Raw genomic sequence first — 21,800 nt, 5'->3', positions numbered from 1 at the left:
AGAGGGAGGTAGGTGGAATGCCGGACGCGATCGTCATTGGAGGTGGACCGGCCGGAAGCAGTCTGGCCATCCGTCTCGCACACCGCGGTTGGGAAACGCAGCTGTTTGACCGCCAGCGTTTTCCGCGGCATAAAGCCTGCGGCGAATTTCTATCACCGGAAACGTTAGGAATGTTCAGGGAGCTTGGCGTGTACGATCAAATGGAAGCGCTGCAGCCCGGAAAAATCACGAATGCGCGCATCGTGTTCAGGTTTGGCGGCGTCGTTGAAGCGAAGCTGGAACGGCCTGCATGGGGACTCAGCCGCTATGCGATGGATAAGATTCTGCTGAAGGCGGCGGAAGAAGCGGGCGTACGTGTGCATACGGGAACTTCGGTATCCAGCATCGCCTCCGATGCGGAAGGCTTTCGCGTTGGTACGCGCACCGGCGGCATGTCCGCAATTTCCTATTCCCGAACCGCATTCGCGGCCTGGGGCGTACATCCTCGCGCGGACCTTGCCGATAGAAGCCTGGATCGGCGCGGGAAAAAAGCCTATATCGGGCTTAAAGCCCATATCAGCGGGATACGTCTCGACGCGTCCGTTGAGCTTTATTTCATTCACAAAGGATACATCGGCATTTCGCCCGTCGAAGGCGGAAAATGGAACGTCGCGGCATTGCTGCCGCTGGACGGGATCCGCAAAAAAGGAAGCTCGGTCCGGGAGCTGCTGCAGGCGGCTGCAGCGGAAAACCGGCTTCTTGCGGAGCGGCTTCACGGCGGCGTCCTGATTCCGGATACGGAAGTATCCACCGCGCCGGTCTATTTGTCCTTCAAGCCACAATCGTGGGGGATCGTTCCGCAGATCGGCGATGCCGGCGCGATGATTCCTCCGCTTTTTGGCGACGGCATGTCGGCCGCGCTCCGCTCAGCCCGCAGATGCGCCGATTACGGCGATCTATATCTGCGAGGCGACATCCCGATGGAAGCATGGAAAGCCGGTTATCTTCTGGATATGCAAAAGGAATACGCCCCTATTTTGCAATGGGGACGATTGCTGCAAACGCTGGCGAACATGCCGGTCGTGCCGCGATTGTTTACGGCTTGCGCGCGTTTGTTTCCGCAGCTTGGCCCTTATGTGGTGCAGGCCACAAGGATGGGCGGTAAACCGCCTCTGTCGAGTGGGAACGATGCGTATGGGTGAACGGTTATATCGTTTCGTATATCGCCATTCGGGTGCGATCGTGGCATGCTGGACGGCGATTTTTATTATGTTCGGCTCGTTTTCCGCGATGCTTCCATCGGTTGTCAAAGGGCCGGGATTGTATACGTGCGGATCGGCGTACGAGGTGCAGCAACTTATGAAAGACAGGTTCGGAATGCCGGAGGATCCAATCATCGTCGTTTTCGAGAAGCAAGGAACCGTTTCCGATACTCGCTTCTCGGCTGTCGTCCGGAGTACATTGGAAAAATTGGGCGATTTGCATGGAATGGCCTTCATGATGTCTCCGCTTGAACACGATGAGCTCATGGTACGTGATGCGGCTTATGCGATGCTGGGTTTTGACCCGTCTTCGAATGGTCGGGACGAGATAAAGCAAATTCGGGACCGACTGCCCCGGTACGAAGACATTTCCGTTGCATTAACGGGAAAAACGGTTGTTCAAGAGGATGTCAACCAGGCGAGCATGGAAGATTTTGAACGGGCGGAACGGTTCGGCATTCCTCTGGCATTCCTCGTATTGCTGTTTTCGTTCGGCGGTTTTTTCTACGCGCTTATGCCAGTCCTTATGGGATTGTTGTCCGTCTCGACGGCGATGGGTTTGGTTGCGGTTCTGGGGCGCATTTTTGATTTGGAGCTATCCAATTTCGTTCTAAACGTCATCCCGATGACGGGTTTGGCGCTTTGCCTCGACTTCGCATTTATTGTGATCAATCGTTTTCGTGAAGAGTTGGAAAAGGAAAGCCTTGAAAAAGCGCTGGAAACCGCGATGCGTACGTCTGGGAGAGCGGTTTATTTTTCGACCGTGTGCGTTTTGTGCGGACTGGCCGCTGTTGCGTTGATCCCGATGCCGATGTTCCGGAGCGCGGCCTTCTGCGCCATGTTGACCGTGATTCTGGCGGCCGCCGTGAATTTGAGCCTGGTGCCGGCGCTGCTGCTGCTCTTTTCGCCGTGGCTCAAGCGGAAACGTTTCACAAGTGCTTTCCATCGGAGGAGTTATAAGCTCTGGGCATTTTGGGCCGATATCGTCATGGGCAAACCCGGCAGGATGTTGGTTGCGGCCTGCTGTATCCTGCTGCTGCTTGTTTTACCTGCATTCCGGTTGACGACAGCCGTTCCCGATGCAAGCTCGCTCCCGCCCGGGACGGCATCGAGGGAAGCGGATGAGGCAATCCGGAATCATTTTCGGCAGAATGGCATTTCGGAGGTGCTGCTTGCGGTTCAATCCGCCAACGGGAAGTTTACTTTGGAAGAATGGAGAGAAATCGCGGGATGGATAAAGCAAATTCAAAAGGATTTGTCGGTTACGAGCGTTAAACCGTGGCTCGAAAGCGTCCAATCGAACTTGAAATCATCCGCCAATGCAACGGCACTTTTTCGCATCTCATTGATGGGGGAACCGGGATCATCGGAGGTAAACGAATGGCTGCGGGTGACGGAAAACAAGGCCAAGCAAGCGGGACTTCGCATAGAATTGGGCGGGGAGGCCAAGTCCCGGCAGGAAGTGGTCGATGCGATTGCAGACGTTTTGCCCAATATGCTTTTGTTGATCGCAGGCACCAATGCGCTTGTTTTGTTTGCGGCGTTCCGGTCGGTTTTGATCCCCCTGAAAGCCATTCTGATGAATATGCTCAGCATTGCGGCCTCGTTTGGCGTATTGGTGATCGTATTTCAAAGCGGAATCGCCGGGAAAACCCCCGAAAACATCGCGATTATGGTGCCGGTCTTTGTTTTTGGTTTGGTTTTCGGTGTAAGTATGGATTATGGGGTATTTTTGTTGTCGCGCATGTCGGAAGCCTTTTGGAAAAAGGGAGATGTCGTTACGGCGATCAGGGAAGGACTGGCTTCTACCGGCAAGCTGATCACGGCGGCTGCGGCCATTTTGATCGCGGTGACGCTGCCGTTTGCTTTTGGCAAAGTAGAGGGGGTCAGGCAGCTCGGCGTAGGAATCGCGGCTGCGGTTTTTATAGACGCGACGCTGGTCCGTCTGCTCATGGTGCCGTCATTGATGAAACTGCTGGGGCATTTTAATTGGTGGGTGCCGCGTTGGTTCCGTTCACGCTGAACGTTCGGGGCACCCGTGGTGGAAAAGACTAATGGTCTATTTGCGGAGCAGTACTTTATCGATCATATGGTCGGAGCCTTTTTTGATGATCATTTTCGCGCGCTCTTTCGTAGGCAAAATGTTTTCATGCAAATTTTTGGCGTTGATGTCCTGCCATATTTTGGCTGCAGTATTGATCGCTTCTTCTTCCGAAAGGGCGGCGTATTTATGGAAATACGAGCGCGGATCCTGAAACGCCGAGTCGCGGAGCAGAAGAAACCTTTCGATATACCATTTGCGGATGTTCGTTTCGTCCGCGTCGATGTAAATGGAAAAGTCAAAGAAGTCGCTGACGAAAAACGGTTCGCGGGTGTTCACCTGCAGGACGTTGATCCCTTCGACGATCAAAATGTCCGGCCGATCCACCAACTGCGTCCGGTCGTTTAACACGTCATAAGTGAAATGGGAGTACAACGGCGCCTCCAAGGCCGGTTCACCCGACTTGACGCTGCTGATGAAATGCATCAGCTTGTTGATGTCATAGCTTTCGGGAAAGCCTTTTTTGTTCATGATGCCTTTGGCTTCCAGCACCCGGTTGGGATAAAGGAATCCGTCCGTTGTGACGAGATCCACCTTAGGATGCTCGGGCCAATGCGACAAAAGAGTTTGCAGCAATCTGGCCGTCGTGCTTTTTCCGACGCTTACGCTTCCGGCGATGCCGATGACAAACGGTGCTTTGGTGCCGGGGACGCTCAAAAAAGAATTCATTTTCGATTGAAGCTGCATAAAGGCGGTGACATATACATGGATAAGCCGCGCAAGCGGCAAATACACCTCGGAGACTTCTTCAATCGCGATTTTTTCGTTTAAACCCTTTAATTTTTCGAATTCCTCTTCCGATATGGTAAGGGATGGCAGATCACGGGACAACGCCCAGGATGTCCGGTCAAACTCAAAGTACGGGGAATATGTATTTTTCATGATCGCTCGCTTTCTGTCCGGCCTGCAAGGGCGGGCCCGCGCGTCTTGTATTTCATCGTCCTTTTTCGGGGGCCGGGCTTGTCTTTAACAATATACGTCAATCCGCCATTTTTGTTATACTGTTTGTGACGGAAAATTCACATTTACTATCTTATCAAATAAACGGCGCCGGAAAAAGCATATCTTTCAAGAAGGAATCGGGCAAGCGTACAGGAATTATATTAGGACCGGATGCGCAAACGCAAGACCAAAGAGACTAGAGAGATAAAGACGGGTGATGATCACGAATGGACATAGAAAAACAACGATTGTCGATAGAAGCTGCGAGACTTTACTATCAATCGGACTTCAGTCAGCAGGATATCGCGCAGCGGCTCGGCGTATCCCGTCCGACGGTATCGAGGCTGCTGCAGTTCGCGAAGGAACAAGGGTATGTCAGGATCGAAATCGTGGATCCGCAGGAAGACTCGCACATGTTATCGAAAAAGCTGGAGCAAAAATACGGCCTTGATACCGTCCAAGTGTGTTATTCGCCGTTGAATACCTACGAGGAGATTCAAAAGCATATTGCCAAACAAACCGCGGATTACCTGCATGAAATCGTCCAGGATAAGGATATTATCGGGGTAACCTGGGGAACGACGATGTTCGCGGTCGCCCGGCAGCTGCAGCCCAAGAGCGTAAGGGGCGTCGAGGTCGTGCAGCTGAAGGGAGGCGTGAGCCATTCCCACGTCAACACGTACGCAGCCGATACGGTGAATCTATTTGCTGAAGCCTATCAGACGGTGGCGAGATATCTTCCGCTGCCGGTTATTTTTGACAATATCGCCCTGAAGCGCATCGTCGAGGAGGACCGGCATATCAGCCGGATCATCGAGTTGGGCAAGCAGGCGAACATTGCCGTGTTTACGGTCGGAACCGTTAGAGAGGACGCGCTGCTTTTCCGGCTGGGGTATTTTACCGATGAAGAGCAACATCTCCTGAAAAAAAAGGGGGTCGGAGACATCTCCTCCCGTTTTTTCGATAAGGACGGAAATATTTGCAGCGAGGAAATCAACAATCGAACGGTCGGGATCGATTTGCAGGAGCTGCGGAAAAAGGAAAAATCCATCCTCGTCGCCGGCGGGCAAAGCAAGGTTGACGCGATTCGGGCCGCGCTCGCAGGGAAGTACGCGAATATTTTGGTCACGGATCAATTCACTGCCCAATCCCTTCTTGTATAAAGAATGCAAAATCTGCCATAGGTACATATGGCAGATTTTTTTTGCGCAAAATAGGCGGGTAATTCCACTTCTTCCGTCATGAACATAATTTCAAGACAGTGTTTACATATGTTCTGACGAGTGTTATGATAGGTCTGCAGCAACGAAAGAATGATAGAAATTTTGGGTAATTATTGTTGAAGGAGATGACATGATGGCAAATCTTGCAGGTATGATCGATCATACGTTGCTTCGCGCGGATGCAAGCCAAAGCGAAATCCAAAAACTGACGGAAGAAGCGAAGAAATACGAATTTGCTTCCGTATGTGTAAACCCGACATGGGTTAAATATGCTGCCGAACAATTAAACGGCACCAATGTGAAAGTGTGCACCGTCATCGGCTTCCCTCTGGGAGCGACGACTTCGGCCGTCAAAGCGTTTGAAACGCAAAACGCGATCGAAAACGGCGCCACCGAAGTGGATATGGTGATCAACATCGGCGCATTGAAGGATAAGCAGGACGCGTTTGTTGAACAAGACATCAAAGCCGTCGTTGATGCGGCCAAAGGGAAAGCGCTTGTTAAGGTCATTATCGAAACCAGCCTCCTTACGGATGAAGAAAAAGAGCGCGCTTCCCGCTTGTCCGTGAAAGCGGGTGCAGACTTCGTCAAAACGTCCACCGGATTTTCCACGGGCGGAGCGACGCCTGAGGATGTCCGTTTGATGCGTCAAACGGTGGGTCCGAACATCGGCGTCAAAGCCTCGGGCGGCGTGCGCAGCCTTGAAGACATGAACAAAATGATCGAAGCCGGCGCCAACCGGATCGGAGCAAGTTCCGGCGTGAAAATCATGGAGGGCGGACAGTCTACGTCTTCTTATTAATACGGCTGACGGTTTCGATCTTGCCGGCCGTAAAGCGGAGATAATTGGATAAGCCATGCTCCGCTTTTTCATGAATGCTATGGAAGCGCTTTATGAAAATAACTTTTCAACGCAGGCATCATAAGAATCTTTAAACTAAACTCAACATAGGGAGACAGCCATGAAATATTTGATTGCGGTATTAGGTTTACTCGTTGTGTTCGCACTGTCTTTTGTTGCCAGCAATAACAAGCGTGGCATTCGATATCGTCCGTTGATCATCATGGTTATCCTGCAACTCATTCTGGCGTTTATTTTGCTGAATACGGTTGTCGGAACTGCGCTGATTAAAGGATTTTCGGATATTTTCAAAAACTTGCTGGATTTTGCCGCGGAAGGCATCAATTTCGTGTTCGGCGGTATTGCCAACGAAGGGCAAACTCCGTTCTTCCTGAACGTGCTGCTGCCGATTATCTTCATTTCCGCTTTGATCGGCATTTTGCAATACTTCAAAATACTGCCGCTGATCATTCGGTTCATCGGTCTCGTGCTCAGCAAGATAAACGGCATGGGCAAGCTCGAATCCTACAATGCCGTTGCTTCGGCCATTTTGGGACAATCCGAGGTCTTTATTTCCGTCAAAAAACAGATCGGCTCGCTGCCGAAGCATCGTTTGTATACGCTTTGCGCATCCGCGATGTCGACGGTCTCCATGTCGATCGTGGGCGCGTACATGACCATGATCAATCCGAAATACGTCGTGACGGCCCTCGTCCTGAACTTGTTCGGCGGCTTCATTATTGCTTCCATCCTGAATCCATACCGGGTAACGCCTGAAGAAGACGAGCTGCAAGTGCAGGAGGAGTCGGAAAAACAATCGTTTTTCGAAATGCTGGGAGAATATATCATGGACGGTTTCAAAGTCGCGATTACCGTGGCGGCGATGCTTATCGGTTTCGTAGCGCTGATCGCCATGATCAACGGCATCTTCAACGGTATTTTCGGCATTTCATTCCAGGAACTTCTCGGTTACGTCTTCGCGCCGTTTGCTTTCGTGATGGGCGTGCCTTGGAATGAAGCGGTGGAAGCCGGCAGCATCATGGCAACGAAGATGGTATCCAACGAATTTGTCGCCATGCTGGAACTCGGCAAACATACGGCAATGTCCGCGCGGGCCGTCGGCATCGTATCGGTGTTCCTCGTATCGTTTGCGAACTTCTCGTCCATCGGCATCATCGCCGGCGCGGTGAAGGGATTGCATGAGAAGCAGGGCAACGTCGTGGCCCGTTTCGGCCTCAAGCTTTTGTACGGGGCGACGCTCGTCAGCGTGCTTTCCGCAACGATTGCCGGAGTGTTTTTGTAAAAACAGATGCGTTATACTCATAGATGAAGGAGTGATCATAAATGGCAGATTTTAAACGCGTACATTTGATCGTAATGGATTCGGTAGGGATCGGCGAAGCGCCAGACGCCGCCCAATTCGATGATTTCGACGTCGATACGCTCGGCCACATCGCGAGAGAACGGAACGGTCTGAACATGCCGAACATGGCCAAGCTCGGCTTGTCCAACATTCGGGAAATCCAAGGCGTCGAAAAGGCCGGCAAACCGCTTGCCTACTATACGAAGATGCAGGAAAAATCCGCAGGCAAAGATACGATGACCGGACACTGGGAAATTATGGGCCTGTATATCGATACGCCGTTCCGCGTTTTCCCTGACGGTTTTCCGGATGAACTTATCCAGCGCATCGAAGAAAAAACCGGACGCAAGGTCATCGGCAACAAGCCGGCAAGCGGTACGGAAATCATCGACGAGCTTGGCGAAGAACAGATGAAGACCGGAGCGCTGATCGTCTACACATCGGCGGACTCCGTATTGCAGATCGCCGCGCATGAAGACGTGATTCCGCTCAAAGAGCTTTATGAAATCTGCGAATTTTGCCGCGAAATCACGCTGGATGATCCGTACATGCTGGGCCGCATCATCGCACGTCCTTACGTGGGCCAGCCGGGTTCGTTCAAACGTACGGCCAACCGCCACGATTACGCGCTGAAGCCGTTTAACCGCACGGTGATGAACGAGCTGAAGGACGCGGGCTTTGACGTCATCGCGCTCGGCAAAATTTCCGACATCTATGACGGGGAAGGCGTTACCGAGGCGATCCGCACGTCCTCCAACATGGACGGCATGGACAAATTTATCGCGACGATGGACAAGGACTTTACCGGCCTCAGCTTCCTGAACCTGGTCGATTTCGACGCGCTGTACGGACACCGCCGCGACCCGCAAGGTTACGGCCAGGCGCTTGAGGATTACGATGCGCGCCTGCCGGAAGTTTTCGCAAAAATGACCGACGACGATCTGCTGATCATCACCGCGGACCACGGCAACGATCCGACTTACCGCGGTACGGACCATACGCGCGAATACGTGCCGCTGCTCGTCTATTCCCCGCGTTTCAAAAACGGCGGAAGCGAGCTTGCGCTGCGGAACACGTTTGCGGACCTCGGCGCCACCGTGGCCGACAACTTTAAAGTAACGATGCCGGAATACGGCACCAGCTTCCTTAAAGAGTTGAAATAATCGACGCATTCCTATCAAATACCTGTCGGGAGGACAAATTCATGAGCACACATATTGGAGCAAAAGCCGGCGATATCGCCGAAACGATTCTGCTGCCTGGCGATCCGCTTCGGGCGAAATACATCGCGGAAACGTATCTGCAGGATGTGACCTGCTACAACGAAGTGAGAGGGATGCTTGGTTTTACGGGGACATATAAAGGCAAAAAAGTTTCCGTTCAAGGCACGGGCATGGGGATTCCGTCCATCAGCATTTACGTAAACGAGCTGATCAACGAATACGGCGTCAAAAACCTGATGCGTGTCGGCACCTGCGGCAGCATGCAGAAAGACGTTCATGTCCGCGACGTCATTTTGGCGCAGGCGTCCTGCACGGACTCCGGGGCGAACCGCCATTATTTCGGAGGATATGATTTCTCGCCGATCGCCAGCTTCCAGCTGCTGAAAACAGCTTACGACAAAGGCGTGGAAAAGGGACTGAAGCTGCATGTCGGCAACGTGTTCAGCTCGGACATTTTCTACCGCGACGACAAGTCCGTCGTTGAAAAGCTGATGCAGCACGGCATTCTCGGCGTGGAGATGGAAACCACCGCTTTGTACACGCTCGCGGCCAAATTCGGCGTCAACGCGCTTACGCTGCTCACCGTCAGCGACCATCTGTTGACAGGCGAAGAAACAACGGCGGAAGAACGCCAAACGACGTTCAACGACATGATGGAAGTTGCGCTCGAAACGGCAATCACGCTGTAAGTTATCATAATTATTATCTTTTGAAAGAGAGGCATTGCTACCTATGAGAATGGTCGACTTGATTGAAAAGAAACGTGACGGCGGAGAATTGACAACGGAAGAAATCAATTTCATCATAGAAGGCTATACGAAAGGGGAAATTCCTGATTACCAGGTCAGTGCCTTGGCAATGGCGATTTTCTTTAAAGACATGACCCAGCGGGAGCGCGCCGATTTGACGATGGCCATGGTCCATTCCGGCGATACGATCGATCTGTCGGAGATCGAAGGGATCAAGGTCGACAAGCACTCCACGGGCGGCGTTGGCGATACGACGACGCTGGTGTTGGCACCGCTGGTCGCCGCGCTTGATATTCCCGTAGCCAAAATGTCCGGCCGCGGCTTGGGCCATACCGGCGGAACGATCGACAAACTCGAGTCCATCGAAGGTTTCCATGTGGAAATCGAACGCGAACAGTTCGTTGAACTGGTGAACAAGCATAAAATCGCGGTCATCGGCCAAACCGGCAACCTGACCCCTGCGGACAAAAAACTGTACGCGCTCCGCGACGTAACGGGCACGGTTGATTCGATTTCCCTGATTTCCAGCTCCATCATGAGCAAAAAAATCGCCGCAGGATCCGACGCGATCGTGCTTGACGTCAAAACGGGAGCCGGCGCGTTCATGAAAACGGTCGAGGACGCGAAAGAGCTGGCGCATGCCATGGTCAGCATCGGCAACAACGTCGGACGCAAAACGATGGCCGTCATCTCCGACATGAGCCAGCCGCTTGGTTTTGCCATCGGCAACTCCCTTGAGGTGAAAGAAGCCATCGATACGCTGAAAGGCCAAGGGCCAAAAGATCTCGAAGAATTGTGCCTGGCACTCGGCCGCCAAATGGTGTATCTGGCGAAGAAAGCCGATTCGCTTGAGGAAGCGGAAGAAATGCTGAAGGAAGTCATCCGCAACGGGAAGGCGCTTGAGAAATTCAAGGAATTTATCCGCAACCAGGGCGGCAACCCGGACGTGGTGGATCATCCCGAAAAACTTCCGCAAGCGAAATACCTCATCGAAGTTCCTGCGAAGGAAGACGGCGTAGTAGCGGAAATCGTCGCCGACGAGATCGGAACAGCGGCAATGTGGCTTGGCGCCGGACGTGCCACCAAAGAATCGGAAATCGATTTGGCCGTCGGCCTCATGCTGAACAAAAAAATCGGGGATCGCGTGAAGAAAGGCGAATCGCTTGTCACGATTCATGCCAACCGTGAAAACGTGGACGACGTCATGAACAAAATCTACGAGAACATCCGCATCTCCGACCATGCCGAAGCACCCGTATTGATTTACGGAACGGTGACGGAATAAAATCCGGCAATAATTGCTGTAAAAGCTGCCCTATGGCCATTGATGGCCGGGGCAGCTTTTTTATATAGCCCCAAAACAAATTCGGTTAGGTTTTGTTTCCGGTTGATTATGCATCAAAAAACGCTTCCAAGGTCACATCGCTAATAAGCGGGGTTTCTCGAGAATAAAGGGTTGTACGATAAATTAGACCCTGTACTTCCTTATATGCGCAAAAAAGGATTGAAGCTCTCGCTTCAATCCTTTTTACTTTCTGATTCTGTTTTATCCCATGTTCAACGACGGAATGGACGAAAGCACGTCATAGTAGTCGGTAGAAGCGCTAAAAGCCATCAGGGCGATAACCAGAATAACGATAATGATTCCGTATAACGCGGTTCCGATAATGCCGCACACGAGCCCTCCGATGGCTAGGCCGCGTCCGCCTTCTTGTCTCTGCTTGATTTCCTTAAAGGAGAGGCAGGCGAGAACGATGGCGATGATGCCGAGGATGAGGCCGACGTACGGGATCATCAAGCTGAGAATGCCGAGCACGAGCGCGGCGATCGCCTTGCCGTTCGTCTTCGGCGGCTGCATCGGCGGCATTTGTTGATACTGGTTAAACTGACCGGATGAATATGGATCCAAAGAATTGTTCCTCCTCAAATTGAAACTATATGTATGAAAGATATCAAACATTCAGAACTATTATACCCAGAAAAAAGGAGATTGACCATGCAAAATCCCTATTTTTATTCGACAATATTTGATTTCTTGCACAAACCATGAAAATTTCATTTAGATATGAAAGTTTTTACGCATTTCGGAAGGAGACACATGCTTATATTTTTTGAAAGAACGGCTGAAATAATAAATATCTTTAAAGCCCGTCGATAACGCGATTTCGGAAATGTTCATGCGCGAGTTGCGGAGCAGGTATTCTGATTTGTTGATCCGCAGCGTATTAATATAATCCGTAATGGTGCGCCCGGTCAGCTCCTTGAACAGCCTGCTGAAATGGAACCGGCTTAGGCCCGCGAGCCCGGACAACTGGTCGACGCTAAGATCCTCCGGGTAATGCTCTTCGATATATTGAAAAACGGGCGTAAAGCGCTCCAAATTTTTCAGCCGCTGCTGGTCTTCCTCCGTCGACAATTTATTCGTTCCGTAACGGCGCAGCAAAATGGTTAAAATGCGGTACAAATAGGATTTGATCGACAGCTCGTAGCCGAGCTCGCGCTGGTTCAGCTCCTGGATCAGGGAAGAAACGCAGCTGATGACCTCGGCATCGCCGGTGATTTTGCTGGCGAACAAAATCCGGTTTTGCGAAATCGGCGTGATGAATTTGGTTTCGATCGCATCGATCGAGTGGCTGTGCAGCAGCTTGATGTCTATGATCATCGCATAATAGACCAAATCGTCGCATTGGCTGACCCCGTAATGAAGATCGTTGCTGTTGATGACCACCAGATCCCCTTCGCTAACTTCGTAAGGAACGGAATTCAGCTCGATCATCGCGGACCCTTTTGTGAAATACAGGAATTCGAGATGATTGTGCCAATGATGGTTAAACAGCGTGATCCCGTATTCTTTGGCGGTCGTATGGTGCACTTTGATCGGGAAGAAGCGGTTGGGCATATCCATCGGTTCTAAAAGTGAAAGGGGTCTTTCCATATTGGTCACCTCAAAATCGCACAATTATACAAATAAACAGCAAGGCTCTGCATGGCAGACGAATCTAGAAATATTATAATTCAAAGTAAGAAAAACATCTATCAAAGTACTTCAGCGAGGCCAAACGCATTATACAAAATAAACCGCCGAAGCGCTTCGCAAAAAGTATGAAAACGAGTAAAAGGAGCGTCGAATTCGAATGAGCAAAATCAAAGTAGGGATTATCGGTGCGGGTTCCATTTCCGAATCGCACATGAATTCGTACCAAAAAAACCCGGATGCCGAAATCGTGGCCATCTGCGACCTTAACGAACAAAGAGCGAAAGCGGCCGCACAAAAATACGGCGCAGCGCACACCTATACAGATTACAACGAGCTGCTCGCCAATCCCGACATTGATGCCGTCAGCATTTGCACATGGAACAATTCCCACGCGGAAATCAGCATCGCGGCGATTAAGGCAGGCAAGCATGTCCTGGTGGAAAAACCGCTGTGCCGCACCGTTGAAGAGGCGTTGAACGTGCAAAAAGCGGTACGCGCAAGCGACAAGCTGCTTCAAGTCGGCTTCGTGCGCCGGTATGACCCGAACATCGGCATGCTGCAGGGATTTATCCAAAACGACGAGTTCGGCGAACTGTATTATGCAAAAGCATCGATTTTGCGCCGCCTTGGCAATCCGGGCGGATGGTTCGCGGACAAGGAACGCTCCGGCGGCGGACCGCTGATCGATATCGGCGTTCACGTCATCGACCTCTGCTGGTACATGCTGGGCAGACCAAAAGTGAAATCGGTTACAGGAAACGTTTATCATAAGCTTGGCAACCGCTCGAACGTCAAACATTTGTCCTTCTATAAGGCTGCCGACTACGACGCAAACAAAAACACGGTCGAAGACCTCGCGAATGCCCTCATCCGTTTTGAGAACGGCGCATCGCTGATGGTGGACGTCAGCTTCTCCCTGCACGCGAAAAAGGATGAGTCGGCGGTTCGCCTCTACGGTACGAAGGGCGGATTCGAAATCGATCCGGAAGTGGTGATCGTGACCGAAAAGAACGACGTCATGGTCAACATCGAGCCGCAAATCGATTACAAAGGATTTAACTTCGCAGCCGCGTTCCAAAACGAAATCGACCAGTTCATCCTTAACATCCAGAACAACAGGGAGCCGATGAGCCCGGTGGAAGACGGATTGGAACTGATGAGAATATTGACGGGCATTTACGAGTCCGCCGAAAAAGGAGTCGAAATCCAGCTATGAAAGTGGGAGTAAGCACGTACAGTTTGTACCGTCCCGTGCATGAAGGGAAAATGACGATTCTCGAGGCCATCGAAAAAATCGCGGAAATCGGGGGAGAGCACGTGGAGATCGTGCCGATCGGGTACTCTCTGTCCGACAATCCCGAACTGACGGACCAAATCGTGGCCAAAGCGAAGGAAGTCGGCATCGAAGTTTCCAATTATGCGATTTACGCCAACTTCGGCGTCGACAGCGACGAAGAATTCGCCAAAGAGATCGAACGCGTCAAAAAAGAAGTGGACGTCGCCGCCCGGTTGGGCGTCAAGCTGATGCGCCATGACGTCGCAGGCCGCAGCGACACCTCCATCAAGCAGTTTAACGGGGAGCTTCAACGTCTGGCCGAAGCATGCCGCCAGGTTGCGGATTATGCGGCGCAATACGGCATCACGACAAGCGTCGAAAACCACGGGTATTACATTCAAGCTAGCGACCGCGTGCAGGCGCTCGTTCAAGCCGTGGACCGCCCGAATTTCAAAACGACGCTCGACGTCGGCAACTTCATGTGCGTCGACGAAGACCCGGTCATTGCCGTCCGCAAAAACCTGCCGTTTGCGTCCATGGTGCACATCAAGGATTTCTACCTGCGCCAAGCATCCCAGGATCCGGGCGAAGGATGGTTCAAAACGGCTGGAGGCAATTTCTTAAGAGGAGCCATCGCCGGGCATGGCGACATCAAGCTGCGTGAATCGATCCGCCTCATCAAGGCATCGGGTTACGACGGATATCTGTCCATCGAATTCGAGGGCATGGAAGACGCGGTACAAGGAACGCGAATCGGATTGGAAAACGTGAAACGCTTCTGGAACGAAGCATAAACATACAAATTTGAAAGGAGTCAAATCGATATGAACAATAAAATCGGCGTTATTGTAGACAGCTTTCGCGCAGGCGTTCGGGAAGGGCTGCAGCGGGCCAGAAAGGTCGGAGCGGACGGCGTTCAAATCTATGCGGTAAGCGGGGAAATGGACCCGGCAAACCTCTCTGCGGCGCAGCGCAAAGAGCTGAAAGATTACATCGCTTCGCTTGGCTTGGAAATTTCCGCGCTTGTCGGCGATCTGGGCGGTTATGGTTTCCAGGATAAGAGCGTAAACGCGGAGAAAATCGAAAAATCAAAGCGGATTCTCGATCTGGCCGTCGAGCTGGGCACTTCCGTCGTGACGACGCATATCGGAATCGTGCCAGAAGACCGGAACAGCGAGATTTACCAAAACATGCATGATGCCTGCGAAGAGCTGGCTTCGTACGCGACAAGCATGAACGCCTATTTTGCGATCGAGACCGGTCCGGAGCCGTCCGCAAGATTGAAGGAGTTCCTTGACGGGCTTGGGTCCAAAGGCGTTTCCGTCAACTTCGACCCGGCCAACATGGTTATGGTTACGGGCGACGATCCCGCGCAAGGCGTATACAACCTGAAGGATTACATCGTCCATACGCATGCCAAGGACGGCATTCGTTTGCGTGAAGTGCCGGCCTACTATATTTACGAATCCCTCGGTTATGACGCGCCTGTGAACGAAAACAACACGTTTGTACCGGGCGAAGGGCAATATTTCCGCGAAGTTCCGCTCGGCGAAGGCAGCGTCAATTGGACGGAGTACCTGAAAGCGCTCAAGGATATCGGATATACCGGATATTTGACGATCGAACGCGAAGTGGGCGAAGATCCGGAAGCGGACATTTCCAAAGCGGTACAATTTTTGAAACAGTTCAGAGGTTAATGCGAAGCGTTTTACGGCGAAAACAGTGGACGTGTTGCGGATTATTCCGCGGCGCGCCGCTGTTTTTTTTGTTCAAACCGAAATATGGAATACTACCCTAAAAGGGCAAGGCAAAAATTGGACTTGATATGAAACCAAATGGTTGTATATAATAAAACAGAAATGAAACCAAAAGGTTTCGCATCAGCGAGAGAGGAACGATAAGATGTCAGTCAGCAACGTCGCCGTCGATGACCGGTGGTCCGCGCTGCGTTTTCGTCATATCGACTTGGTCAAATCCAAAAAATAATCCGGGAGGAATAAGACGATGGAAACCGTAAAACCAGGGGCTATGCCCGATATTCGTTACACCGGCGTATTTAAGGCGCCGATTCAAAAGGTATGGAAGGCGGTCGCTACGGCGGATGGCCTGTCGGCATGGTTTATGCCTAACGATCTCGAGCCTGTCGTAGGGCATGAATTCCACCTCAACGCGGGACCTTACGGGATGTCGCCATGCAAGGTGACGGAGGTGGACGAGCCTTACAAAATTTCGTTCCGCTGGGGAAAGGACTGGACGCTAACCTTTGAATTGAAGGACTTGGAAGGCCAGACCGAAGTAACGCTCATCCATTCCGGCTGGAACGAGCATACGCTGACCGAATTCGGACAACCTCATCCCGTTATTCGCGGCGTGATGGACAAAGGCTGGTCGGGTCTGCATCAAAAACTGGGTGCATACGTCGAGGGGTAACCATGGGAGAACCGCAGGCCAAACACGACGTGTTTCAGGCGATTGCCGATCCGACGCGCAGACGGCTTCTGAAGCTTCTGGCCGATCAAGAAATGCCGGTGACGGTCATTAGCGGCCATTTTCCGATGAGCCGTACGGCGGTGTCGAAGCATCTTCGCATATTGTCCGAAGCGGGATTGGTAAAGGAGAGAAGGGTTGGAAGGGAAAACAGGTACCGGCTCGATCCGGAGCCGCTGCAGGAGATTAAACATTGGTATGCCTATTTCGAACGGTTCTGGGAAAACAAATGGGCTGCGCTGCAGCATTTCGTGGAATTGGACGACCCGGACCAGTAAAGAAAAACGTTCATAAAAACGATAAAAAACCTCGCATGAACCAAGCTGCATTCCTTGTGTCGGGAATACGGGCTTCCGGACATCCGGCCCGGATCAATGCGAGGTTTTCTTTTTGTTTTTAAGCGTATAAGCGCATTTTTTGTCGCCTTGTGCCAGGCATTCGGTACGTACCACTTCGGCTCCCAGCAGCGATTCGAACATTTTCATTTCGCAGGTGCAGGCGTGGTTGTATTTTTTGGCGATTCGCGAGATCGGACAGTTGTATTCCAATAACGCATATTCATCTTCGCTGTTTTGTTCAAGCTCGACCATATACCCGTTGTCGTTCTGGATTTCAGCCAAAATGGCGACCTTTTCGCCAAACGATTTGCCTTTCATTTTGGCCGCATGGTTCTTTTGGAGCGATTCGCTGCGGCGTTCGAACAATCGGTCGACCATCGCCGAACCCGCGTCCAATTCAAGCTCGCCAAGAAGGTCCAACGTCAGCGTATGGTATTTGTTCGGGAAAAAGGACTCGGCTTGATCCGTCAAATGATAAATCGCCGTAGGCCTGCCCATCGGCTGCCGAATCGTTTTCGATTCGATCAAACCTTCTTTCTCCAGCGTGTTGATATGCCTGCGCACCGCCATGCTCGTAATCCCGATGAACTCGGTAATCTCCTTGGCACTGAGCTCCCCCTTGGTTTTCAGCAGCTGCAGGATTTTGTCCCGGGTTGAAATATCCAGTTGTTGGTTCATTTTCATCACCGCCTGTTCTGCTTTTTCCTTAAGCTCTGGTGCAAAGTGCATAACAGCCTGCCGACACGGGGATCAACAGGCTGCAACCACTCGAAATGTATCGTTTGTTTATCGAATTATCTGTTTTTGTAGAAATTTTCGGCTTTTTCGATGTATCCTTTTTCTTCTTCAGGCAAATCCGCGTCGTAATATACCGCGCCGACAGGACAAGCCACTTCGCATGCGCCGCATTCGATGCAAATGTCGGTGTCGATGAAATACTGATCCGGACCTTCCTCGATGCAATCTACTGGACAAACATCCACGCAATCGGCCGCTTTTTCATCGATGCAAGCCGAGGTAATAACGTATGCCATTTCTTTCACCCTTTCTGTTTAGTTCGCATTTTTGCTGTTCATAATTTTTGATGCCATATCCATAAAAATATGCCACTGTTCGCTGTTTTCGTCAAACAGGGTCGAAGCCGCATCGGCGCCATCCGGCGTATCGGCTGATTGAATCGGGATCTCCGCCAACAGTTCCGTGTTCAGCTCTTCGGCAAGCTTTTGCCCGCCGCCGCGGCCGAACAGATAATGGCGTCTGCCCTCCGGATCCGTAAAATAGGACATATTTTCGACGACGCCAAGAACGGGGTGGTTCGTCTGCAGCGCCATTTCGCCGGCTCTGGCTGCAACATGGTGCGCCGTCTTATGAGGCGTAGTCACCACGATTTCGGCGCATTGCGGAATCCGGTTATGGACATCGAGCGCAACGTCGCCGGTTCCCGGTGGCAGATCCAGGATAATATAATCCACGGAGCCCCATTCCACTTCGTTCAGGAAGGTGCCGATCATTTTTCCGAGCATCGGGCCTCTCCAGACGACGGGTTTGTTGCCTTGGACGAAAAATCCCGTCGAAATGACCTTCATGCCGTGGCTTTCCACGGGAGCGATCCGGTTGCCCTGCTTTTGCGGCAGCTCCTTGATCCCGAGCATTTCAGGGATGCTGTGTCCGTATATGTCGGCATCGATGATTCCTACGCGGTTGCCTTGCTTGGCCAAAGCTCTGGCCAAATTGACGGTAACGGTAGATTTTCCGACGCCGCCTTTACCGCTGGCCACGGCAATAAACGTCACGCCGGAACCTTCGGATAGAAGCGGGGAATTCATCAGCGTCGGGGCACGGCGCACCGATTTGTTAAGCTTAATAGCTATAATATCATTTTTTTCTTCATTTGAAATCGTTTTGAAGCGTATGTGAATATCGGTAATTCCTGTCTTTTGCACCGCACGGGTGATTTGCTCTCTAAGCTCCTGCTCCCGGGAAACGGAATCGGGGGGAAGGAGGACGGTCATGGCTGCACGATCCTTGTTCGTGGTAATATCCCGGATCAGCCCGATGTCCGTGAGCGGCAGCTGGTGCTCTTCGTCTTTAATATGGGCGATGGCCGCGACCAGATCTTCTTTCGTCAAATGTTCTCACCTTCAATCCACTTCGATCTTTAACACAAAGTATGTCCATTATATCGCAAACCTTTACCGGATTCGCTTGACTGTACCATGCCTGCATGTAATGAAGCCAAGGAAACCAAGGTTTGAAAAACCGCTTGGAACGACCGCGCGCACAATTCAGGACACGGTAATTGTAGAACACGCAACGAATATAGTCAACATATATGTATAAAAAGTAAAACAATATTCATGATCCGTACTTGACAAAGGGTTTAAAGGATTATAATAATTAATATACATTTATGTATACTAATTAGAATGGCTGCGATTGGCAAAAGCGCCGTTCATGAATATGGAAAAGCCGCCTGTCCGTTTTTATGTATTCGGGGATGCGGCGAACATTCCTCATTTCCGGAAGGAGGCTTTATTTTTTTATGAATTCAGACAGCAATCATGACGCTGAAACACAGCCGGGGGGAACGGCGCGGCGGCCGATATCCTACTACGAGCAGATGGGCGGGGCGGAGACGATACGCGCGATCGTTGAAGCGTTTTACCCGAAAGTCGTTGAACATCCGCTGCTTGCTCCGTTGTTTCCGGAAGACATTCGGCCCGTTATGGAGAAACAGGAAATGTTTTTGACGCAATATTTCGGAGGGCCGCAGCTTTATACGATGAAGGAAGGCCATCCCCGCATGAGGGCAAGGCATATCCGGTTCCCGATCACGCCGGACCGGGCGACCGCTTGGCTTAGCTGCATGCAGCAGGCGATGGACGAAGTCGTGGAAGACTCCGCGCTGCGCGAGCAGATGATGGAGCGTCTGGCTATGACCGCATATTTCTTCGTAAACACGGACGAACAAGAAGCCGATATGTAATTTTTCGCTATACAAGCTGCGTTTTGAACGGATATGGGAATAAGATAGGAAGTGTAAGGAACTTAATGTAACGGCAGAAAACGGCTGAAGGAATACTCCCGTTACCGGCAAAATAAAGCGAACATCACCATAGGGGCATTGCCAAACCGGATCCGTGGGATCCTTGCATGTTGCGGCGCCTCTGCATGAAAAGGAGACTGCCTTCATGAAGCTGGTTGGAATATCAGGTGCGATCATCGGCAGCAAAACCGCCATCGTCGTACAAAAAGTATTGGAAGAAGTCAGAAAACTGGATCCGGAAATCGAAACCGAACTGCTGGACATGAAACATTACGATGTCCAATTTTGCGACGGGCGCGATCCGTCCGCGTATACGGGGGACACGAAAAAAGTAATCGATGCCGTCAGCTCCAGCGATTTTTGCCTGATCGGCACTCCGATTTATCAAGCCTCCATGTCCGGCGTGCTCAAAAATCTGTTCGACTTGATTCCGCAGTCCGCGCTGCAGCAAAAAGTCGTCGGATTCGTGGCGACGGGGGGAACCTATCAGCATTACCTCGTCATCGAGAACCAGTTGAAGCCCATCGCCGGCTACTTCAGATCGTACGTTGCCCCCGGTTACGTCTATGTGCATGACGATCACTTTAATGAATTCAAGGAAATCCATGATCCCAACGTGCTGGAACGGATCGAAAGACTCGCCGCAGAACTCGTATTTATGCAAAAACGCCTAAAGTCTTAAAGACTGACGGTTTACATAGCTTTTAAATGAGGATTTTGCAAAATTATGAATTAGGAACGAATGGCCTGATCAATCAGTTGATCAGGTCATTTTTTGTCGTATAATGAAATAGTAGATTCATAGATTTGTAGATCATAATGTCGAAACAAAGGGATTTTTATCGGGGAACAAGCTTAACATGGGGAGAGATGCTCGTTTATGCGTAAATATATCGTTACCTTTGCAGCAGCCGTTTTGATCGTCGCGGGAGGTTTTTGGGCATGGGGGAAAAACCAGGCTCCGGCAGCGGATGGCGCACAGATTGAAAAACCGCCCGCACTGGCACAGCAGCATTCGCAGGGTACGCCGACGACCGTTCTGGATGGACAAAACGACGGTTCGGCTTCATCGGAAAACAAACCTGAGCAAGATAAGGACCAACGGCCGTCCGGCAGCGTGGGCGGTCAGGACAAGCCTGCCAAACCGGCCAAACCGGCTGCGGATCAGTCCAAACCCGCAAAAAACACGAACACGGGAGCGGCGCAAAACGGAAAGCCCTCCCAAAACGCTTCCTTCGGAAAGACGCCAACGGGCGGCAAATCGGCCTCGGGGACGGGAAGCGGCAGCAGCAAAACGGGTGGAAAAGGTTTTATCAATACGTACAGCGTAGAGCATGTCGTATCCAATCCGAAGAGCATCGAGGTGCTGGTCAATAAAACGTACAGGCTCCCGGAAGGTTATGTCCCGCCGGATCTTGTCTACCCGAACGTACCGTTTATTTTTTCGGAAAAAGTGGATAAACGCAAAATGCGCAGGGAAGCGGCGGCGGCGCTAGAGAAGCTGTTTGCGGCTGCGAAAAAGGACGGGGTCGAGCTGGCGGGCGTATCCGGTTACCGGTCGGAATCCCGGCAAAAGACGCTGTATAACAACTACGTCCAGCGCGACGGCGTTAAGGCGGCCGATACGTACAGCGCCCGTCCGGGCCACAGCGAGCACCAGACCGGGCTGACGATCGACGTATCCGGGATCACGGGCAAATGTGCCGCGGAAAGCTGTTTTGCCGGCACGAAAGAAGCGAAATGGCTGGACAAACACGCGCATGAATACGGATTTATCATCCGTTATCCGGAAGGCAAAGATTCGATTACGGGTTATAAATATGAGCCCTGGCATCTGCGGTACGTGGGCACCCGTATCGCGAATGAAATCGCGAGCCGTTCCACGACGTTGGAACAATATTTTGGCAGTGCGGTCCCCGTATCCAAATAAGTTTTGGCCCTCTTCTAGGAAATATTGAGGCGGATGGAGACGTTAAACAGGATTTCCGGCATG

At 51.5% G+C, this 21,800-nt stretch carries 22 protein-coding genes; 16 read left to right on the top strand and 6 right to left on the bottom strand.

The window, feature by feature from the left end; genetic code table 11:
- Nucleotides 1-17: 17 nt before the first annotated feature.
- Both GQY55_RS13305 and GQY55_RS13300 read left to right on the top strand, forming a co-directional pair.
- Nucleotides 18-1,181: an NAD(P)/FAD-dependent oxidoreductase gene (locus GQY55_RS13305; RefSeq protein ID WP_160042069.1), complete on the top strand. Its 1,164-nt coding sequence runs from the start codon at nt 18-20 to the stop codon at nt 1,179-1,181.
- A complete protein-coding gene (locus tag GQY55_RS13300) occupies nt 1,174-3,264 on the top strand; it encodes an MMPL family transporter (protein ID WP_160042067.1) in 2,091 nt (696 codons plus the stop codon). The genes GQY55_RS13305 and GQY55_RS13300 overlap by 8 nt, the downstream gene beginning before the upstream one ends.
- 36 nt (nt 3,265-3,300) lie before the next feature.
- Here the strand turns inward: GQY55_RS13300 and coaA are convergent, their stop codons facing one another.
- Nucleotides 3,301-4,224: a type I pantothenate kinase gene (gene coaA / locus GQY55_RS13295; protein ID WP_160042065.1), complete on the bottom strand. Its 924-nt coding sequence runs from the start codon at nt 4,222-4,224 to the stop codon at nt 3,301-3,303.
- A 287-nt stretch (nt 4,225-4,511) separates the two neighbouring features.
- On the opposite strand from coaA, the gene GQY55_RS13290 reads away from it, so the two are divergent.
- The 6 genes from GQY55_RS13290 (at nt 4,512) to GQY55_RS13265 (ending at nt 10,968) form a co-directional block, all read left to right on the top strand.
- Nucleotides 4,512-5,447, top strand: coding sequence for a sugar-binding transcriptional regulator (locus GQY55_RS13290; RefSeq protein ID WP_160042063.1), 936 nt, complete (start codon nt 4,512-4,514; stop codon nt 5,445-5,447).
- Nucleotides 5,448-5,640: 193 nt separating this feature from the next.
- Complete coding sequence (deoC, locus tag GQY55_RS13285) at nt 5,641-6,309, top strand: deoxyribose-phosphate aldolase (RefSeq protein ID WP_236575588.1); 669 nt, start codon at nt 5,641-5,643, stop codon at nt 6,307-6,309.
- Between the two features lie 160 nt (nt 6,310-6,469).
- Nucleotides 6,470-7,651: a NupC/NupG family nucleoside CNT transporter gene (locus GQY55_RS13280; protein ID WP_160042059.1), complete on the top strand. Its 1,182-nt coding sequence runs from the start codon at nt 6,470-6,472 to the stop codon at nt 7,649-7,651.
- Nucleotides 7,652-7,692: 41 nt separating this feature from the next.
- Complete coding sequence (gene deoB / locus GQY55_RS13275; RefSeq protein WP_160042057.1) at nt 7,693-8,874, top strand: phosphopentomutase; 1,182 nt, start codon at nt 7,693-7,695, stop codon at nt 8,872-8,874.
- A 41-nt stretch (nt 8,875-8,915) separates the two neighbouring features.
- Nucleotides 8,916-9,623, top strand: coding sequence for a purine-nucleoside phosphorylase (gene deoD, locus GQY55_RS13270; RefSeq protein ID WP_160042055.1), 708 nt, complete (start codon nt 8,916-8,918; stop codon nt 9,621-9,623).
- 43 nt (nt 9,624-9,666) lie between these two features.
- Nucleotides 9,667-10,968 (top strand): pyrimidine-nucleoside phosphorylase, encoded by a 1,302-nt coding sequence (locus GQY55_RS13265; protein ID WP_160042053.1) that lies wholly within the window; start codon nt 9,667-9,669, stop codon nt 10,966-10,968.
- 261 nt (nt 10,969-11,229) lie between these two features.
- Here the strand turns inward: GQY55_RS13265 and GQY55_RS13260 are convergent, their stop codons facing one another.
- Nucleotides 11,230-11,643, bottom strand: a complete 414-nt coding sequence (locus tag GQY55_RS13260) for a DUF4190 domain-containing protein (protein WP_160042051.1) — start codon at nt 11,641-11,643, stop codon at nt 11,230-11,232.
- Between the two features lie 99 nt (nt 11,644-11,742).
- A complete protein-coding gene (locus GQY55_RS13255) occupies nt 11,743-12,588 on the bottom strand; it encodes an AraC family transcriptional regulator (RefSeq protein WP_236575586.1) in 846 nt (281 codons plus the stop codon).
- Between the two features lie 229 nt (nt 12,589-12,817).
- Between GQY55_RS13255 and GQY55_RS13250 the strand changes: the two genes are divergently transcribed.
- The 5 genes from GQY55_RS13250 (at nt 12,818) to GQY55_RS13230 (ending at nt 16,701) form a co-directional block, all read left to right on the top strand.
- The gene (locus tag GQY55_RS13250) at nt 12,818-13,876 is read left to right on the top strand and encodes a Gfo/Idh/MocA family protein (protein WP_160042047.1); all 1,059 of its coding nucleotides are present in this window, start codon (nt 12,818-12,820) and stop codon (nt 13,874-13,876) included.
- On the top strand, nt 13,873-14,730 hold the full coding sequence (locus GQY55_RS13245) for a sugar phosphate isomerase/epimerase family protein (RefSeq protein ID WP_160042045.1): 858 nt from the start codon (nt 13,873-13,875) through the stop codon (nt 14,728-14,730). Before GQY55_RS13250 ends, GQY55_RS13245 begins: the two co-directional genes overlap by 4 nt.
- 30 nt (nt 14,731-14,760) lie before the next feature.
- On the top strand, nt 14,761-15,633 hold the full coding sequence (locus GQY55_RS13240; protein WP_160042043.1) for a sugar phosphate isomerase/epimerase family protein: 873 nt from the start codon (nt 14,761-14,763) through the stop codon (nt 15,631-15,633).
- A 307-nt stretch (nt 15,634-15,940) separates the two neighbouring features.
- Nucleotides 15,941-16,366 (top strand): SRPBCC family protein, encoded by a 426-nt coding sequence (locus tag GQY55_RS13235; RefSeq protein ID WP_160042041.1) that lies wholly within the window; start codon nt 15,941-15,943, stop codon nt 16,364-16,366.
- A 2-nt stretch (nt 16,367-16,368) separates the two neighbouring features.
- Nucleotides 16,369-16,701 (top strand): ArsR/SmtB family transcription factor, encoded by a 333-nt coding sequence (locus GQY55_RS13230; protein ID WP_160042039.1) that lies wholly within the window; start codon nt 16,369-16,371, stop codon nt 16,699-16,701.
- 93 nt (nt 16,702-16,794) lie between these two features.
- Here GQY55_RS13230 and GQY55_RS13225 read toward each other — a convergent pair whose 3' ends face one another.
- From GQY55_RS13225 to GQY55_RS13215, 3 genes are all read right to left on the bottom strand, one after another.
- A complete protein-coding gene (locus GQY55_RS13225) occupies nt 16,795-17,439 on the bottom strand; it encodes a helix-turn-helix transcriptional regulator (RefSeq protein ID WP_160042037.1) in 645 nt (214 codons plus the stop codon).
- Between the two features lie 116 nt (nt 17,440-17,555).
- On the bottom strand, nt 17,556-17,795 hold the full coding sequence (locus GQY55_RS13220; RefSeq protein WP_160042035.1) for a DUF362 domain-containing protein: 240 nt from the start codon (nt 17,793-17,795) through the stop codon (nt 17,556-17,558).
- Nucleotides 17,796-17,813: 18 nt separating this feature from the next.
- Nucleotides 17,814-18,890 carry a P-loop NTPase gene (locus GQY55_RS13215; RefSeq protein WP_160042033.1) on the bottom strand — a complete coding sequence of 359 codons (1,077 nt, stop codon included), beginning with the start codon at nt 18,888-18,890 and terminating at the stop codon, nt 17,814-17,816.
- 491 nt (nt 18,891-19,381) lie between these two features.
- Here GQY55_RS13215 and GQY55_RS13210 point away from each other — a divergent pair, with 491 nt between their 5' ends.
- The 3 genes from GQY55_RS13210 (at nt 19,382) to GQY55_RS13200 (ending at nt 21,737) form a co-directional block, all read left to right on the top strand.
- Nucleotides 19,382-19,747, top strand: coding sequence for a globin domain-containing protein (locus tag GQY55_RS13210; protein WP_373309159.1), 366 nt, complete (start codon nt 19,382-19,384; stop codon nt 19,745-19,747).
- A gap of 205 nt (nt 19,748-19,952) precedes the next feature.
- Nucleotides 19,953-20,489, top strand: a complete 537-nt coding sequence (locus GQY55_RS13205) for an NADPH-dependent FMN reductase (RefSeq protein ID WP_160042029.1) — start codon at nt 19,953-19,955, stop codon at nt 20,487-20,489.
- A 198-nt stretch (nt 20,490-20,687) separates the two neighbouring features.
- Nucleotides 20,688-21,737 (top strand): M15 family metallopeptidase, encoded by a 1,050-nt coding sequence (locus GQY55_RS13200; protein ID WP_160042027.1) that lies wholly within the window; start codon nt 20,688-20,690, stop codon nt 21,735-21,737.
- Nucleotides 21,738-21,800: the final 63 nt, after the last annotated feature.

The organism is Paenibacillus sp. USDA918EY, from assembly GCF_009870825.1.
Lineage (GTDB): Bacteria > Bacillota > Bacilli > Paenibacillales > Paenibacillaceae > Paenibacillus_AQ > Paenibacillus_AQ albilobatus.
The sequence above is the reverse complement of the archived record's forward strand: the minus strand, read 5'-3'. Positions and strand labels throughout refer to the sequence as shown.

Coding starts and splice junctions, on each gene's coding strand:
- GQY55_RS13305 (WP_160042069.1), top strand. CDS start 18: ATGCCGGACGCGATCGTCATTGGAGGTGGACCGGCCGGAAGCAGTCTG.
- GQY55_RS13300 (WP_160042067.1), top strand. CDS start 1,174: ATGGGTGAACGGTTATATCGTTTCGTATATCGCCATTCGGGTGCGATC.
- coaA (WP_160042065.1), bottom strand. CDS start 4,224: ATGAAAAATACATATTCCCCGTACTTTGAGTTTGACCGGACATCCTGG.
- GQY55_RS13290 (WP_160042063.1), top strand. CDS start 4,512: ATGGACATAGAAAAACAACGATTGTCGATAGAAGCTGCGAGACTTTAC.
- deoC (WP_236575588.1), top strand. CDS start 5,641: ATGGCAAATCTTGCAGGTATGATCGATCATACGTTGCTTCGCGCGGAT.
- GQY55_RS13280 (WP_160042059.1), top strand. CDS start 6,470: ATGAAATATTTGATTGCGGTATTAGGTTTACTCGTTGTGTTCGCACTG.
- deoB (WP_160042057.1), top strand. CDS start 7,693: ATGGCAGATTTTAAACGCGTACATTTGATCGTAATGGATTCGGTAGGG.
- deoD (WP_160042055.1), top strand. CDS start 8,916: ATGAGCACACATATTGGAGCAAAAGCCGGCGATATCGCCGAAACGATT.
- GQY55_RS13265 (WP_160042053.1), top strand. CDS start 9,667: ATGAGAATGGTCGACTTGATTGAAAAGAAACGTGACGGCGGAGAATTG.
- GQY55_RS13260 (WP_160042051.1), bottom strand. CDS start 11,643: ATGTTTGATATCTTTCATACATATAGTTTCAATTTGAGGAGGAACAAT.
- GQY55_RS13255 (WP_236575586.1), bottom strand. CDS start 12,588: ATGGATATGCCCAACCGCTTCTTCCCGATCAAAGTGCACCATACGACC.
- GQY55_RS13250 (WP_160042047.1), top strand. CDS start 12,818: ATGAGCAAAATCAAAGTAGGGATTATCGGTGCGGGTTCCATTTCCGAA.
- GQY55_RS13245 (WP_160042045.1), top strand. CDS start 13,873: ATGAAAGTGGGAGTAAGCACGTACAGTTTGTACCGTCCCGTGCATGAA.
- GQY55_RS13240 (WP_160042043.1), top strand. CDS start 14,761: ATGAACAATAAAATCGGCGTTATTGTAGACAGCTTTCGCGCAGGCGTT.
- GQY55_RS13235 (WP_160042041.1), top strand. CDS start 15,941: ATGGAAACCGTAAAACCAGGGGCTATGCCCGATATTCGTTACACCGGC.
- GQY55_RS13230 (WP_160042039.1), top strand. CDS start 16,369: ATGGGAGAACCGCAGGCCAAACACGACGTGTTTCAGGCGATTGCCGAT.
- GQY55_RS13225 (WP_160042037.1), bottom strand. CDS start 17,439: ATGAACCAACAACTGGATATTTCAACCCGGGACAAAATCCTGCAGCTG.
- GQY55_RS13220 (WP_160042035.1), bottom strand. CDS start 17,795: ATGGCATACGTTATTACCTCGGCTTGCATCGATGAAAAAGCGGCCGAT.
- GQY55_RS13210 (WP_373309159.1), top strand. CDS start 19,382: ATGGGCGGGGCGGAGACGATACGCGCGATCGTTGAAGCGTTTTACCCG.
- GQY55_RS13205 (WP_160042029.1), top strand. CDS start 19,953: ATGAAGCTGGTTGGAATATCAGGTGCGATCATCGGCAGCAAAACCGCC.
- GQY55_RS13200 (WP_160042027.1), top strand. CDS start 20,688: ATGCGTAAATATATCGTTACCTTTGCAGCAGCCGTTTTGATCGTCGCG.